We start from the raw sequence: 13,682 nt of genomic DNA on the forward strand, positions 1-13,682 counted from the left end.
TTTTATCCTGGGTACGTCGACATGCGCCAGCTTCAGAAAATCCGTCAGTATCAACGGCTTTATCAACACTATGGCGCAGAGCCAAAGCCGACGACTATCGCTGAAGTCGCCGAGGTGGCGCTGTGCAGTGAACGTCATGCACGTACCCTGTTGCGCCAGCTGGCGCAGAGCGGATGGTTAAGCTGGAATGCTCAACCGGGACGGGGACATCGAGCCATCTTGCACTGCCTGACAACCACCAGCGAACTCAGCGCCCCTCTGATGCACGCCTGCCTGGAGAAGGGGGATTACCAGAGCGCGCTGCAGCTGGCTGATGGCGATCCAGCCAGCCTGCATCACATCATCACACCCTTTTTAGGCGGAAAGTGGCTTAAGCACCAGCCAACCCTGCGTATTCCCTGGTATCGTCCACTGACGTCGCTTCATCCGGCGCTTCAGCGTCGTCGCGCTGAGCAGCACATTATCTGCGCCGTACACGCGGGATTAACGCGCTACATGCCCGGTCAGCCGCATCCAGTACCTGATCTAGCCCATCACTGGGAATTCAACGAAGACAAACGCCGCTGGCGTTTTTACCTGCGCAGCGGTGCGCACTGGCACAATGGGCAAGCTATCAGCGATGAAGATATCCTCATTGCGCTGCAACAGGTATTGGCCGATCCGGCACGCAATGCCGGTCTGACTCACGTCTGCAGGGCGTTGCTTATTGCCCCCTGGTGTCTGGAGATACAGCTGACCGTCCCCGATGCGATGCTGGCGCATCGTCTCGCGCACCACGTATGCCGCCTGCCACATCCACAGCAACCGGACATCGGTGCCGGGCCCTTTGCCATTGCGCACCACCATTCTCACTACCTGCGCCTGGAGCGCCAGCCCTGGTATTTTGCTGCCCATCCGCTACTGCATGCGATAGAGTTCTGGCGAACCCGTACGGAGGCGCAAAAGCCGGCGTGGATCACCGTCGGGAAAGGACAAAATGCGCAGGCAGCGGTAACGTCCACCAGCGGCGGATTCGCCTGGCTAATGGTAAACGCCAGGTTACCCGAGCCGCTTGCGGCCTGGCTACGTCAGGAAATTCAGAGCATTACGCATCAACAGTTTCTCCATCGGGATGATTTAGAAACCCAAACGGAAATACTGCCAGGCCTGACACCACCGCAATACCCGCAGGCTTCGGAAGCGATGCTTCCCGCCACGCTTTCGCTGGTTTGCTACCACACACCTGAACTGTGCGAACTGGCCGATATTCTGCGCGCGCGCCTGAAAAAGCACAGCTGCAACGTGACGGTGAAATGGAAAGATCGCGAAGAGTGGCATGGTCATAACGCGCTGGATCAGGCCGATCTTTTGTTGGGTGACTATCTGGCGGGTGAACTGCCAGGCTTTGCCCTGGTGGCGTGGTTTTTTGATGAGCCTGCGTGGGCCACGGCCTTAGGCGAGGACACCTGGCAAGAAGAGAAGCAGAAACTGATGGGTTATTGTGAAAGTGAGGAGACCCTGAATAATCACCTGCCCTCCTTCTTTCATTCCTTGCTGGAAAGCGGCGCCTGTACGCCGCTTTTCCACTACCGCTACCGTCTTAACACCCTGGAAAACGTGCAGGACATTGTGCTGACCGCCAGCGGCTGGCTTGATTTTACCCGCGCCTGGCTACCCCCTGCTCAGGATCGCACCACCAGCGCGTCGTAGCCGCGCCAGCGGTAGTTGACCATGGAGATCAGCCAGCAGGCAACGAACAGCCCGACCACCACAAACCCGGCGTTGCCCAGATTGTCGTTTACCGCGTCAATCAGATCCCAGACGCCGCCGCTGAGGGCAAATTTATCCATCAGCAGACCCAGCGCTTCCAGCCCGCCGATAAACAGCGCCACCACCACGGAGGTGCCGGTGATGGTCATGTTGTAATAGAGCTTGCGCTGCGGCTTGTTAAACGCCCAGCCGTAGGCACCGACCATCAACAGGTTATCGAGGGTATCCACCAGCGCCATGCCGCTGGCGAAGAGCGCCGGGAAGATCATAATTGACCACACCGACATCCCGCTGGAAGCACTGGCGGCAGAGATCCCCAGCACGCCAATCTCGGTGGCCGTGTCAAAGCCGAGGCCAAACAGGAAACCGACCAGGTACATCTGCCAGCTTTTATTGACGAGGCGGAAGGTCTTGCCAAACAGCCAGTTCATGACGCCGCCCTGGGCAGGGAGCGTGATATCGCCCTGCACGGGCCTGCCGTGTTTCAGCGCCTGAAAACTGCGCCAGACGCCGCGCAGGATTACCATATTCACCAGCGCCATCGCCAGCAGGAAGGTCGCGGAAACGGCGGTACCAATCAGGCTGCCAGTTTCGTGGAACCATTCCATGTTTTTCTGAAACGCCGTGGCGGTAGCGGCGATGGCAATGGAGGCCAGCACCACGATGGTGGAGTGCCCCAGCGAGAACCACGCCCCCACGCCGGACGGGCGCGAGCCCTGCTGCATCAGCTTACGCGTCACGGTATCAATGGCGGCAATATGGTCAGCATCAACCGCGTGACGCAGCCCGTAACACCACGCCAGCAGACTTGCCGCCATCAGCGCCGTGCTGCCGCTAAAGGTGTGCCATGCCCATCCCCAGGCCAGCAGGTTTGCCATTACCAGAGCCAGCAGCAGGAGCGCGGCGCGAGGTTCATTGCGTAACAGTCGTAACATTTTTAGTCCTTTGTAAACATGACCGGGCAGCGGCGACCACCGCCTGCCCGAAGGAGATCGCTCCGTCACCTGCGGGCAGGCGCGAAGGAAAAAGAAGCGTAAAGTCAGAAAGGTAATGACGCAGGCGCGCGCGCAGCAGACGGTTGTGCAACACACCGCCGCTGAGACAGATTGTCGACAGCGATAAGCGCCGGGCATGGAACGCAGCGAGCTCCGCCAGCCCTTTTGCCAGCGCGTCGTGAAACGCCCACGCGCGCTCGCAGGGCTCTGCCTGCCAGCTCAGCCACTGCTGCCAGAAAAGCGCGAAGTCTTCCACCGACAGCGTAACCGGGTGTTCGACGCCGTTGCACTGTGCCGCCAGCGCTTCCAGCCTGCAGGCCGCTTCACCTTCCCAGGATTGGGTTTCGATACCCAGCGCGCAGGCGACGGCATCAAACAGGCGACCGCACGACGACGCCCGCGGCGCGTTGACGCCGCGCTGGATAGCCTTCGCCAGCAGCGGCCAGTTCTGACGCTGTACCGCGCGCGTTTCCGGGTACTGCTGCCAGTCAGGGACAAACGCCAGACACTGGGCGAGCAGGTTGCGCCACGGCTGCCGCGCCGCCAGATCGCCCCCCGGCAGCGCAACGGCAGGCAAGCCACCTAAATGCGCGCACTCGAGATAGTTGACACGCAGGCACTCCCCGCCCCACAGCGCGCCGTTTTCCCCCATGCCGATCCCGTCCAGCGTCAGGGCGATAACATCTCCGCCATCGCGCGGCCAGCCGTTTTCGGCCAGGCACGCCGCCGCGTGGGCGTGATGATGCAGCACGGTTTCAACGGGCAGCCCCTGCGCCTGCGCCCACTGGCGCGCACGGTACCCCGGATGGGCGTCGCACACCACGCGCTCAGGACGGAAGGCATAGATGTCCTGCATCGTCGAGAGCGCGCCGTGCCACTGCGCTTCGACACCCTCGTCACCGAGATCGCCAAAATGCTGGCTCAGCACCGCCTGGTTGCCACGCACCAGGCAGAAGGTGTTTTTCATCTCCGCACCGGTGCACAACATGGCGGGGATATTCTCGAATCCCGCAGGCAACGTGATGGCATCCGGCACAAAACCGCGCGCCCGGCGCAGCATCGTGCCATCCCGATCCATCACCGAATCGTCCATCCGCTGAAGAATATCGCGATTGTGCAGCAGGAAGCCGTCCGCAATGTTGCCCAGTTCATCCAGCGCCTGTTGATTACTGATGGCAGGCGGCCTGCCGCTGAGGTTGCCGGAAGTCATCACCAGCGGTCGCTGGCAGTCCATCATAAGAAGGTGCTGCAGCGGGTTCGCAGGAAGCATGATGCCCACGGAATCCAGACCGGGCGCGATACCTTCCGGGAACGCGGGCAGCCAGGCTTTTGGCGTGAGCACAATGGGTGCGGCGGGTGAGCATAGCAGCGCCTGAACCGTCTCCGGCAGGTCATCCGCATGCGGGATCATCACCGCCAGCGGCTTCGCGGGCCGCTGCTTGCGTGACCGAAGCGTCGCGACCGCCTGCGGGTTACGCGCGTCACAGACGAGGTGAAAGCCACCCAACCCTTTAACCGCGACTATACCGCCGCTTTTCAGCATCGCTACCGCTGCGCGCAGAGCAGCCTCGCGCTCAGCAGTCATGTCGCCCGCACGCCACATAAGCGCGGGCCCGCAGTCCGGGCAGGCGACCGGCTGGGCGTGAAAACGGCGGTCGGCAGGATTGCGGTACTCGGCTTCACACGGCCCACAGAGCGGGAACGGCGCCATTGCCGTGGCCGGACGGTCATAGGGCATGGCGCGGATAATGGTAAACCGCGGCCCGCAGTGGGTGCAGTTGATAAACGGATAGCGATAACGGCGTTCGAGTGGGTCGCACATCTCAGCCAGACACGCCGGACAGGTGGCGGCATCCGGCACAATCTGGGTGTCCATCGTCCCGGCCGCGCTGTGGCGGATGGTAAAGTCCTCCGGTACGTGCGCCCAGGTAAACGGCTGCGCTTCCACGCGGTCAATGCGTGCCAGCGGCGGGCAGTCCTGATGCAGCCTCGCGGTAAAGGCCCCCCCATTACCCACGAGGCGCACCAGCACGCCCTCTCCGTCATTGCAGACGTCACCGGTCAACTGAAGCGCCTGCGCCAGCTGCCAGACGAAGGGACGAAACCCGACGCCCTGCACCTTGCCGCGCACGCGCAGCTGAACGCCGTTGCTGCTCATACGGTTCAGAACAGCAGCGATGACGAGGTGTCGAACGCCGCGCGACGGCGCTTTTCGGCGCTCATCTGCTCAAGCTTGTCGCGATCAACGCAGACCAGCGCGTGCGTCGGGCAGGCTTCCATACAGGCCGGGCCGGCGTCGCGGTGGTAGCACAGGTCACATTTGTTGGCTTCGGCTTTGTCCGCGCGCACGCTCAGTCCCATACCGCTGTTGCGCACTACCGGACGGACCACCACCTCCATCGCGCCATACGGGCAGGCGACCACGCAGGTTTTGCAGCCAATGCAGCGCTCCTGCATCACGTGCACAAAGCCTTTCTCGCGTTTAATCGCCCCGTTCGGGCAGACGTTGGCGCACGGTGCGTCTTCGCACTGGCGACAGATGGCGGCGGTGGAAATATTCACGCCTTTGATGACGTGGATGCGCGGCAAAAACGTGTCAGGGGTAAGCGACGCGCAGTCCTGCTCCGCCTGATGGGAAACCACGCACGCCACTTCACAGGTACGGCAACCAATACACTTACTGGCATCGGCCATAATAAAACGGTTCATCTGCTTCTCCAGCATTACAGTTATGCCCGGAGATATTCATAAACCGTGCCAATAATTAAATCATTGATTTTATTTGGTTTTAAAAATAAAAGCGGTGCTGTCATCGTCACTTATGACGATGACAGCTGTCGACATCAGCGGTGCGGGCCGTCAATAACCGAGTCGCGCAGGACAAGCTCGCCGGAGAAAATTTGCTGATATTTAAACTCGCCGCCGTCGAGCATGAAGATCAGGCGGCTGATGGTCTCTTTGATCATCTCCGTTACCGGGATACGTACGCTGGAAAGCGACGGCACAATGTAAGGCGCGATGGCCACGTCGTCAAAACCGATCACCGACACCGCGTCCGGTGCGGCTACGCCGCTGTCGTGCAGCTGCTTCATGGCGCCAATTGCCATGTCGTCATTACTCGCCACCAGCGCCGTAAAGCGTTCACCGCGAGCAAGCAGTTCGGACACCGCCGCCGCGCCGCTGGCGGGGTTCCACTTCCCCTGCGCAATCAGCCCCTCGCGCAGCGGAATACCGTGCTGCGCCAGCGCGTCCTTATAGCCGGAGAGACGCTCAACCCCGGTGGGAGAATCCAGCGAGCCGGTGATAAAGGCGATCTCCCGATGCCCTTTCGCAATCAGCTGTGACACCGCGTCCTGGCTGGAGGCTTTATGATCGGACCACACGCTGTGGCTGCTGTTTTTCCGCAGGCGGCGGTTGAGTACCATAATGGGCTGCTCGCACTTCTCGACGATCTCATCCATCTCTTCCACGCTCAGAAAACGCGGATAGATGATCACCGCGTCGCAGCGCATATCGAGCAAATACTGGATCGCCTCGCGCTCTTCATCCGCGCTGTGCTTGCCGTCCGCGAGGATCAGCTGCCGCCCTTTCTCTTCCGTCATGCGCGCGGCGTGAAACAGCAGCTCGCTAAAGTAGACGCCGTGATAAAGGGTGTTCGTCACCACCAGGCCCAGCGTCTGGGTACGTTTGGTCGCCAGGTTGCGCGCCAGCAAATTTGGGCGATAGCCGCTCTCTTCAATGGCCTGAAACACCCGATCTTTGGTCTCCTGGCTGACATAGCCATTGCCCGACAGCACCCGGGACACCGTGGCTTTCGAAACGCCTGCCCGCTTCGCCACTTCAAGCATCGTGGTCATGTTGTTATTCCGTCTGCATCTGATGGAGCGCAGTGTACTGCACTGCAGAAAAATTGTCGCAGCGGTGAAATCACGCTTTTGGCTCCTGCTGGTGATCGGTGTCACGAAATAAAAAAATGGTCAAAAAGCGATCTTGTTTCATCAAAAGAAACTCATGATGATTATGTGGAACCGGTTTCCTACATTTCTCAAAACGATAACAGGATCACATCCGATGGCCAAAAATTACGCTGCGCTGGCGAACGACGTTGTCAGCGCGCTGGGTGGCAAAGAGAACATCGTCGCCGTCACCCACTGCATGACGCGACTTCGTTTCGTTCTGAAAGACGAAAGCCTTACCGATACCGCGCGCCTGAAAAGCATCAGCGGCGTGCTCGGCGTGGTGCGCACCGACAACCAGTGCCAGGTCATCATCGGCAACACCGTTTCGCAGGCGTACCGCGAAGTGGTGAGCCTGCTGCCAACCAGCCTGCAGCCTGCCGTACCGGAAGGCCCGCAAAAGCTGACGCTGCGTCGCATTGGCGCCGGGATCCTCGACGCGCTGATCGGCACCATGTCCCCGCTGATCCCGGCGATCATCGGCGGCTCAATGGTCAAGCTGCTGGCGATGATCCTTGAGATGACCGGCGTGCTGCCAAAAGGCGCGCCGACGCTCACTATTCTGACCGTCATCGGCGACGGCGCGTTCTTCTTCCTGCCGCTGATGGTGGCGGCCTCGGCGGCGGTGAAGTTCAAAACCAACATGTCGCTGGCCATCGCCATTGCGGGCGTGCTGGTGCACCCGAGCTTTATCGAGCTGATGGCGAAAGCCGCGCAGGGCGAACACGTTGAGTTCGCCTTTATCCCGGTGACGGCGGTGAAATACACCTACACCGTCATCCCGGCTCTGGTGATGACCTGGTGCCTGTCATACATCGAGCGCTGGGTGGATCGCATCACCCCGGCGGTAACCAAAAACTTCCTCAAGCCGATGCTGATCGTGCTGATTGCCGCCCCGCTCGCCATCGTGCTGATTGGGCCGCTGGGCATCTGGATCGGTAGCGCCATCTCCGCGCTGGTTTACACCATTCACGGCTATCTGGGCTGGCTCTCCGTGGCCATCATGGGCGCGCTGTGGCCGCTGCTGGTCATGACCGGGATGCACCGCGTGTTTACGCCAACCATCATTCAGACCATTGCCGAAACGGGCAAAGAAGGGATGGTCATGCCGTCGGAAATTGGCGCCAACCTGTCGCTCGGCGGTTCGTCGCTGGCGGTGGCGTGGAAAACCAAAAACCCGGATCTGCGCCAGACGGCGCTGGCGGCGGCGGCCTCCGCCATCATGGCGGGGATCTCTGAACCGGCCCTGTACGGCGTGGCGGTGCGTCTGAAACGTCCGCTGATCGCGAGCCTGATCAGCGGCTTTATCTGCGGCGCGGTGGCGGGCATGGCCGGTCTTGCCAGCCACTCGATGGCGGCACCGGGGCTGTTTACCAGCGTACAGTTCTTCGACCCGGCGAACCCGATGACCATCGTCTGGGTGTTTGGCGTGATGGGTCTGGCAGTCGTGCTGTCGTTTGTTCTGACCCTGATACTGGGCTTTGAGGATATTCCGGTCGAAGACGACGCCGAAAAAGCGCGCGCCCTGCAGACCGCACCGGTACAGAACAACGCAGCAAAAGCATAAATTGAAAGCGAGGTAAGAATGTCTGTGTTTCCACAAGGATTTTTATGGGGCGGCGCGCTTGCCGCCAACCAGAGTGAAGGCGCTTACCGTGAGAGCGGCAAAGGGCTGACGACGGTCGATATGATCCCCCACGGCGCGAATCGCCTGGCGGTGAAACTCGGTAAGGAAAAGCGTTTCTCGCTGCGTGACGACGAGTTCTACCCGAGCCACGAGGCGATTGATTTTTACCATCGCTATAAAGAGGACATCGCCCTGATGGCGGAGATGGGCTTTACTGTGTTCCGCACCTCGATTGCCTGGAGCCGCCTCTACCCGAACGGCGACGAACCGCTGCCGAACAAAGAGGGTATTGCCTTCTACCGCGCGGTGTTCGAGGAGTGCAAAAAGTACAACATTGAGCCGCTGGTGACCCTGTGCCACTTCGACGTGCCGATGCACCTGGTGACGGAGTACGGCTCGTGGCGCAACCGTAAGATGGTCGATTTCTTTGCCCGCTATGCCCGCACCTGCTTTGAGGAATTTAACGGGCTGGTGAAATACTGGCTGACCTTCAACGAAATCAACATCATGCTGCACAGCCCGTTCTCCGGCGCGGGGCTGGTGTTTGAGGAAGGCGAAAATGAAGATCAGGTGAAATACCAGGCCGCGCACCACGAGCTGGTGGCGAGCGCGCTGGCGACTAAAATTGCTCACGAGGTGAACCCGGAAAACCAGGTCGGCTGCATGCTGGCGGGCGGAAACTTCTATCCGTACTCCTGCAAGCCGGAAGACGTGTGGATGGCGCTGGAGAAAGACCGCGAGAACCTGTTCTTTATCGACGTGCAGGCGCGCGGCAGCTATCCGGCCTATTCTGCCCGCGTGTTCCGCGAGAAAGGCGTGGTGATTGTTAAAGCCCCGGGCGATGATCTACTTCTGAAAAACACCGTCGACTTTGTCTCGTTCAGCTATTACGCCTCGCGCTGCGCCTCGGCGGATATGAACGCGAACAACACCAATGCGGCGAACATCGTCAAATCTCTGCGCAACCCGCACATTCAGGTGAGCGAATGGGGCTGGGGCATCGACCCGCTCGGCCTGCGCATCACCATGAACATGATGTACGACCGCTACCAGAAGCCGCTGTTCCTGGTGGAAAACGGCCTGGGGGCGAAAGATGTCGTTGATAAAAACGGCGAGATCAACGACGACTACCGCATTAGCTATCTGCGCGAGCACATCCGCGCGATGGGCGACGCGATTGAGGACGGCGTGCCGCTGATGGGCTACACCACCTGGGGCTGCATCGACCTTGTCTCGGCCTCAACCGGGGAGATGAGCAAGCGCTACGGGTTTGTCTACGTTGACCGCGATGACGCCGGAAACGGCACGCTGGAGCGCAAACGCAAGAAATCGTTCGGATGGTATAAGAAGGTGATTGCGAGTAACGGGGCGGATCTGGCCTAGCCCCTCACCCTAACCCTCTCCCCAGAGGGGAGAGGGGATTGTTCGGTGCGGTATTCACCCTCTCCCCTCTGGGGAGAGGGCCGGGGTGAGGGGTTCAAACCCTCCGTCCCCAACCCACTCCGCAAGCCGTGAATACACCACGTCCACCGCCTCCTTCACCGGCGGCGTCATCGGGTAATAAAACCCGACAATGTCCGGCTGAATGCCCAAAAAGAGCACCTCGCCCACGTCGTCTTTAATCTGATCGACCAGGTAGTTCAGCGGCATATTGTGGGTAGTCATCATAAACATCTCGGCGATGTCGTCCGGGTCAATCAGGCGGATCTCGCCAGGGTTGAGTCCCATATCGGTGGCATCGACGATTAACAGCCTGTCCGGGCGCAGTTCGCGAATGGCGACCACGTCGTTTTCCGGCGCGCTGCCGCCGTCAATCACCATCCAGCTGCCCTGCGGGTTCGCGGCGCACATCTCCGCCAGCAGCGGACCCGCGCCGTCATCGCCCATCATGCTGTTGCCGACACACAGTAAAACGTCAGTCACGTAATCTCCTCACCATCAGGTAGATGGCGCTCTCCTGATGAATATCGTGCAGCATGCCGAGCAGCGTTTTGCTCCACGCCTGCTGCCCGGGGGTTTGCCTGCCGAGCGCCGCGTCAAAGGCGTTGGCGAGCATCGCAATGTGGTTGGCATCGATCACGATCTCGCCGTACTTCGGCACGCCTTCCATCTTGCGACGCGCCGTACTGCCCTCCTCCAGCGTGGCGATCCACGCCAGATACTCGGACCACGGACAGCTCAGCGCCGCCTCCAGGCAGTCGATCACCCCGAGGTGATGCCCAATCGCCAGGCTGTAATAGACCACCTGCTGCGCCGCATCCGGCGTGGCATCGTTCTCATCAATAAACTTACGGCTCAGCTGGCTGAACACCACCGTTTCACTCATCGGATACGCGCCTCATCGACGATACTGTTCAGGTTCGCCACAATCTCATTGAGGCGCGGATCGTTTTCCGCCTCCAGCCAGCGTGCGACCTGATGCTCGCCCTGGCTCAGCAGGCGCAGATAGTCGTCGGCAATCTGACGGCCGTAGCGATAGCCCGCCAGCCTGCGCGCCGCGCGATCGACCTTCACCCGCAGCGGCTGCACCATATCCGGGTGCAGAATAGCCGCTGGCTGGTTGTCCAACTCGCCCGGCTCGCGCGCGTGGATTTTCTGCTCCAGCAGGCCAAGCGCCATGGCAAAGCCGTACAGCGTTGCGGCAGGCGTCGGCGGGCAGCCCGGAATGTAGACGTCCACCGGCACGATTTTGTCGGTGCCGCCCCAGACGCAGTAGAGGTCATGGAAGATGCCGCCGCTGTTGCCGCAGGCGCCGTACGAGATGCAGATTTTCGGGTCAGGGGCGGACTGCCAGGCGCGCAGCGCGGGCGAGCGCATGGCGCGGGTGACGGCCCCGGTAAACAGCAGGATGTCCGCGTGGCGCGGGGACGGCACCACTTTGATGCCGAAGCGCTCGGCGTCAAACAGCGGCGACAGGGTGGCGAAGATCTCAATCTCGCAGCCGTTGCAGCCGCCGCAGTCCACGCGGTAGACGTAGGCCGAGCGTTTGATTTTTTTCAGCAGCGACGCCTTCATGCTGGCGATGGATTCGTCCACCGTCATCGGCACCGGAATGCCGTTGTCGTCGCGCGGGCCCAGTAGGTTTTCCATCAGCTGGCCTCTCTCATATGGCGGGTAATATCAATGCGGTCGGACGGCAGCAGGCACTTCTGACGCTTGCACGCCGGGCAGGTTTCAAAGCTTTCACGGTGATGCTCCGCGCGGGCGTCGCCGTTGTGCTGCAGCAGCGCGATGGCGTAGTCGATCTCTTTCTGCACGGCGAACGGGCGTTTGCAGACGCGGCAGTTGCACAGGTCAAAGCGCGACTGCTGCAGGAAGTCTTCTTTCTTCCATACCGCCAGCTCGTACTCCTGCGACAGACGAATGGCGACCGTCGGGCACACCTCCTCGCAGCGGCCGCAGAAGATGCAGCGCCCGAGGTTGAACTGCCAGGCCAGCTCGCCGGTTTTGAGATCCGTTTCCACCGTTAAGGCGTTCGACGGACAGGCATTGACGCAGGCCGCGCAGCCGATGCACTGCTGCGGATTGTGCTCCGGCTTGCCGCGAAAGTTTTTATCCACCGGCATCGGCTCCAGCGGATAGCTGCTGGTCTGCGTGCCCGTTTTGATCACTTTTTTGATAAAGGTAAACATGGCGAGTCCTTATTTCAGCGGCGAGTTTTTACGCTCGATGCTGTAGCGCTCAAGCTCTTTGTACGGCACCACCTGGCTTTTCTTCTTGCGCACATCGACCACGGTCATGCGGTCGGTGCAGGAGTAGCACGGGTCGAGACTGCCGATGATCAGCGGCGCGTCAGAGACGGTGTTACCGCGCAGCATGTAGCGCAGGGTTGGCCAGTTGGCGTAGGTGGCCGCGCGGCAACGCCAGCGGTAGAGCTTCTGGTTGTCGCCGGTCATGCTCCAGTGGATATCGTCCCCGCGCGGCGCTTCGGCAAAGCCAAGGGCAAAGCGGTTCGGGATGTAGGTGAAGCCCTCCACCATCAGCGGGCCGCCCGGCAGGTTGTCCAGACCAAAGTCGATCATGTTCAGGGCGGTGAACACCTCGTTGATGCGCACCTTGAGCCGCGAGATGACGTCGCAGCCCTGCTCGCTGTGCACGGTCATCGGCAGCAGGCCGTAGCCGACGAACGGATGATCGGCACGCGTGTCGCGGGCGTGCCCGCTGGCGCGCACCATCGGGCCGACGTTGCTGAAGTCGCGGGCAATTTCCGGGTCAAGGCGGCCAATGCCGACGGTGCGCTGCTCAATGTTTGGCGTGCTGAGCAGCATGTCCACCAGCTCCTGCACGTCGCGGCGCATCTGCTGCGCCAGCTGGCGGGTCTGGATCATGTCGTCCTTCAGCAGGTCGCGGCGGATCCCGCCGATCAAGTTCAGGCCGTAGGTTTTACGCGCCCCGGTGAGGATCTCCGCCATCTTCATCGACGCTTCGCGCACGCGGAAGAACTGCATAAACCCGGAATCAAAGCCGACAAAGTGGCAGGCCAGGCCGAGGTTCAGCAGGTGCGAGTGCAGGCGCTCCACCTCCAGCAGAATGGCGCGGATCATCTGCGCGCGCTCCGGCACCACGATCCCCATGCCGTTCTCCACCGAGGTGGTGTAGGCGGTGCTGTGGGCAAAGCCGCAGATGCCGCACACGCGGTCAGAGAGGAAGGTCACTTCGTTGTAGCCCATGCGGGTTTCCGCCAGCTTTTCCATGCCGCGATGGACGTAGAACAGGCGGTAGTCGGCGTCGATAATGTTTTCACCGTCGACGAACAGGCGGAAGTGGCCCGGCTCGTCAGAGGTGACGTGCAGCGGGCCGATCGGCACCACGTTATTCTTCTTGCTGCCCAGCTCGTTGATGAATTCGTAGGTTTCGCTGTCGGTAGTCGGCGCCGGGCGCTGGCGGTAGTCCATGCTGTCTTTGCGCAGCGGATAGAGCTCGTCCGGCCAGTCGTCCGGCAGCACCAGGCGGCGCTCGTCCGGCAGGCCGACCGGCACCAGGCCGTACATGTCGCGCACTTCGCGCTCGCCCCAGACGGCGGCAGGCACACGCGGCGTGACGGACGGGTATTCCGGCTTATTCGGGTCGACTTCGACGCGTACGGTGAGCCAGCACTTTTCGCCCTGCTCCATCGACATCACGTAGTACACCGCATAGTTACCACACAGCTGACGCTCGTCGTTGCCGAACAGCACCGACAGCCAGCCGCCCTGCTGGTAGTAGAGAAACTCCACCACTTCCGGCAGGTAGTTCACCTTAATAGTGACGGTTACCTGGTCTTTGGTTTGCCAGGATTCCTCCAGCACCACGCCGGGGAAAGCCTGATGCAACGCGGCGAGATACTGCTGACCTTTCTTTTCTTCAGACATAAAA

12 protein-coding genes are annotated in these 13,682 nt (G+C 60.9%); 3 read left to right on the plus strand and 9 right to left on the minus strand.

The window, feature by feature from the left end; translation table 11 throughout:
- The first annotated feature begins 21 nt into the window (after positions 1-21).
- A complete protein-coding gene (locus BM007_RS09460; protein WP_090418405.1) occupies positions 22-1,689 on the plus strand; it encodes an SgrR family transcriptional regulator in 1,668 nt (555 codons plus the stop codon).
- On the opposite strand, the gene BM007_RS09465 is transcribed toward BM007_RS09460, so the two are convergent.
- From BM007_RS09465 to BM007_RS09480, 4 genes are all read right to left on the minus strand, one after another.
- A complete protein-coding gene (locus BM007_RS09465) occupies positions 1,662-2,684 on the minus strand; it encodes a HoxN/HupN/NixA family nickel/cobalt transporter (RefSeq protein WP_090418407.1) in 1,023 nt (340 codons plus the stop codon). The two genes, BM007_RS09460 and BM007_RS09465, sit on opposite strands and share 28 nt — an antisense overlap.
- A complete protein-coding gene (gene hypF / locus BM007_RS09470; protein WP_090418409.1) occupies positions 2,662-4,902 on the minus strand; it encodes a carbamoyltransferase HypF in 2,241 nt (746 codons plus the stop codon). The genes BM007_RS09465 and hypF overlap by 23 nt, the downstream gene beginning before the upstream one ends.
- 5 nt (positions 4,903-4,907) lie before the next feature.
- On the minus strand, positions 4,908-5,453 hold the full coding sequence (gene hydN / locus BM007_RS09475; RefSeq protein ID WP_029739520.1) for an electron transport protein HydN: 546 nt from the start codon (positions 5,451-5,453) through the stop codon (positions 4,908-4,910).
- Between the two features lie 134 nt (positions 5,454-5,587).
- Entirely contained in the window at positions 5,588-6,601 is a 1,014-nt protein-coding gene (locus BM007_RS09480; RefSeq protein ID WP_032648032.1) for a LacI family DNA-binding transcriptional regulator, read from the minus strand.
- 214 nt (positions 6,602-6,815) lie between these two features.
- Between BM007_RS09480 and ascF the strand changes: the two genes are divergently transcribed.
- The gene (ascF, locus tag BM007_RS09485; RefSeq protein ID WP_090418411.1) at positions 6,816-8,267 is read left to right on the plus strand and encodes a PTS cellobiose/arbutin/salicin transporter subunit IIBC; all 1,452 of its coding nucleotides are present in this window, start codon (positions 6,816-6,818) and stop codon (positions 8,265-8,267) included.
- Between the two features lie 18 nt (positions 8,268-8,285).
- Positions 8,286-9,710, plus strand: coding sequence for a 6-phospho-beta-glucosidase (locus tag BM007_RS09490; RefSeq protein WP_090418413.1), 1,425 nt, complete (start codon positions 8,286-8,288; stop codon positions 9,708-9,710).
- 54 nt (positions 9,711-9,764) lie between these two features.
- Here BM007_RS09490 and hycI read toward each other — a convergent pair whose 3' ends face one another.
- The 5 genes from hycI to hycE are packed head-to-tail and all read right to left on the minus strand — an operon-like array spanning position 9,765 to position 13,678.
- Positions 9,765-10,250, minus strand: coding sequence for a hydrogenase maturation peptidase HycI (hycI, locus tag BM007_RS09495; protein WP_090418416.1), 486 nt, complete (start codon positions 10,248-10,250; stop codon positions 9,765-9,767).
- Positions 10,243-10,653: a formate hydrogenlyase maturation HycH family protein gene (locus tag BM007_RS09500; protein ID WP_048993001.1), complete on the minus strand. Its 411-nt coding sequence runs from the start codon at positions 10,651-10,653 to the stop codon at positions 10,243-10,245. The genes hycI and BM007_RS09500 overlap by 8 nt, the downstream gene beginning before the upstream one ends.
- On the minus strand, positions 10,650-11,417 hold the full coding sequence (locus BM007_RS09505) for an NADH-quinone oxidoreductase subunit B family protein (RefSeq protein WP_090418419.1): 768 nt from the start codon (positions 11,415-11,417) through the stop codon (positions 10,650-10,652). Before BM007_RS09505 ends, BM007_RS09500 begins: the two co-directional genes overlap by 4 nt.
- The gene (locus BM007_RS09510) at positions 11,417-11,959 is read right to left on the minus strand and encodes a formate hydrogenlyase complex iron-sulfur subunit (protein ID WP_048993003.1); all 543 of its coding nucleotides are present in this window, start codon (positions 11,957-11,959) and stop codon (positions 11,417-11,419) included. The genes BM007_RS09505 and BM007_RS09510 overlap by 1 nt, the downstream gene beginning before the upstream one ends.
- Positions 11,960-11,968: 9 nt before the next feature.
- Complete coding sequence (hycE, locus tag BM007_RS09515; RefSeq protein WP_047353825.1) at positions 11,969-13,678, minus strand: formate hydrogenlyase subunit HycE; 1,710 nt, start codon at positions 13,676-13,678, stop codon at positions 11,969-11,971.
- Positions 13,679-13,682 lie beyond the last annotated feature (4 nt).

The sequence above is a fragment of the Enterobacter sp. NFIX59 genome (assembly GCF_900113755.1).
Classification (GTDB): domain Bacteria; phylum Pseudomonadota; class Gammaproteobacteria; order Enterobacterales; family Enterobacteriaceae; genus Enterobacter; species Enterobacter pseudoroggenkampii.

Bases quoted from the DNA above. Each gene is read 5' to 3' on its own strand.
- BM007_RS09460 (WP_090418405.1), top strand. From the start codon at position 22: ATGCGCCAGCTTCAGAAAATCCGTCAGTATCAACGGCTTTATCAACAC.
- BM007_RS09465 (WP_090418407.1), bottom strand. From the start codon at position 2,684: ATGTTACGACTGTTACGCAATGAACCTCGCGCCGCGCTCCTGCTGCTG.
- hypF (WP_090418409.1), bottom strand. From the start codon at position 4,902: ATGAGCAGCAACGGCGTTCAGCTGCGCGTGCGCGGCAAGGTGCAGGGC.
- hydN (WP_029739520.1), bottom strand. From the start codon at position 5,453: ATGAACCGTTTTATTATGGCCGATGCCAGTAAGTGTATTGGTTGCCGT.
- BM007_RS09480 (WP_032648032.1), bottom strand. From the start codon at position 6,601: ATGACCACGATGCTTGAAGTGGCGAAGCGGGCAGGCGTTTCGAAAGCC.
- ascF (WP_090418411.1), top strand. From the start codon at position 6,816: ATGGCCAAAAATTACGCTGCGCTGGCGAACGACGTTGTCAGCGCGCTG.
- BM007_RS09490 (WP_090418413.1), top strand. From the start codon at position 8,286: ATGTCTGTGTTTCCACAAGGATTTTTATGGGGCGGCGCGCTTGCCGCC.
- BM007_RS09500 (WP_048993001.1), bottom strand. From the start codon at position 10,653: ATGAGTGAAACGGTGGTGTTCAGCCAGCTGAGCCGTAAGTTTATTGAT.
- BM007_RS09505 (WP_090418419.1), bottom strand. From the start codon at position 11,417: ATGGAAAACCTACTGGGCCCGCGCGACGACAACGGCATTCCGGTGCCG.
- BM007_RS09510 (WP_048993003.1), bottom strand. From the start codon at position 11,959: ATGTTTACCTTTATCAAAAAAGTGATCAAAACGGGCACGCAGACCAGC.
- hycE (WP_047353825.1), bottom strand. From the start codon at position 13,678: ATGTCTGAAGAAAAGAAAGGTCAGCAGTATCTCGCCGCGTTGCATCAG.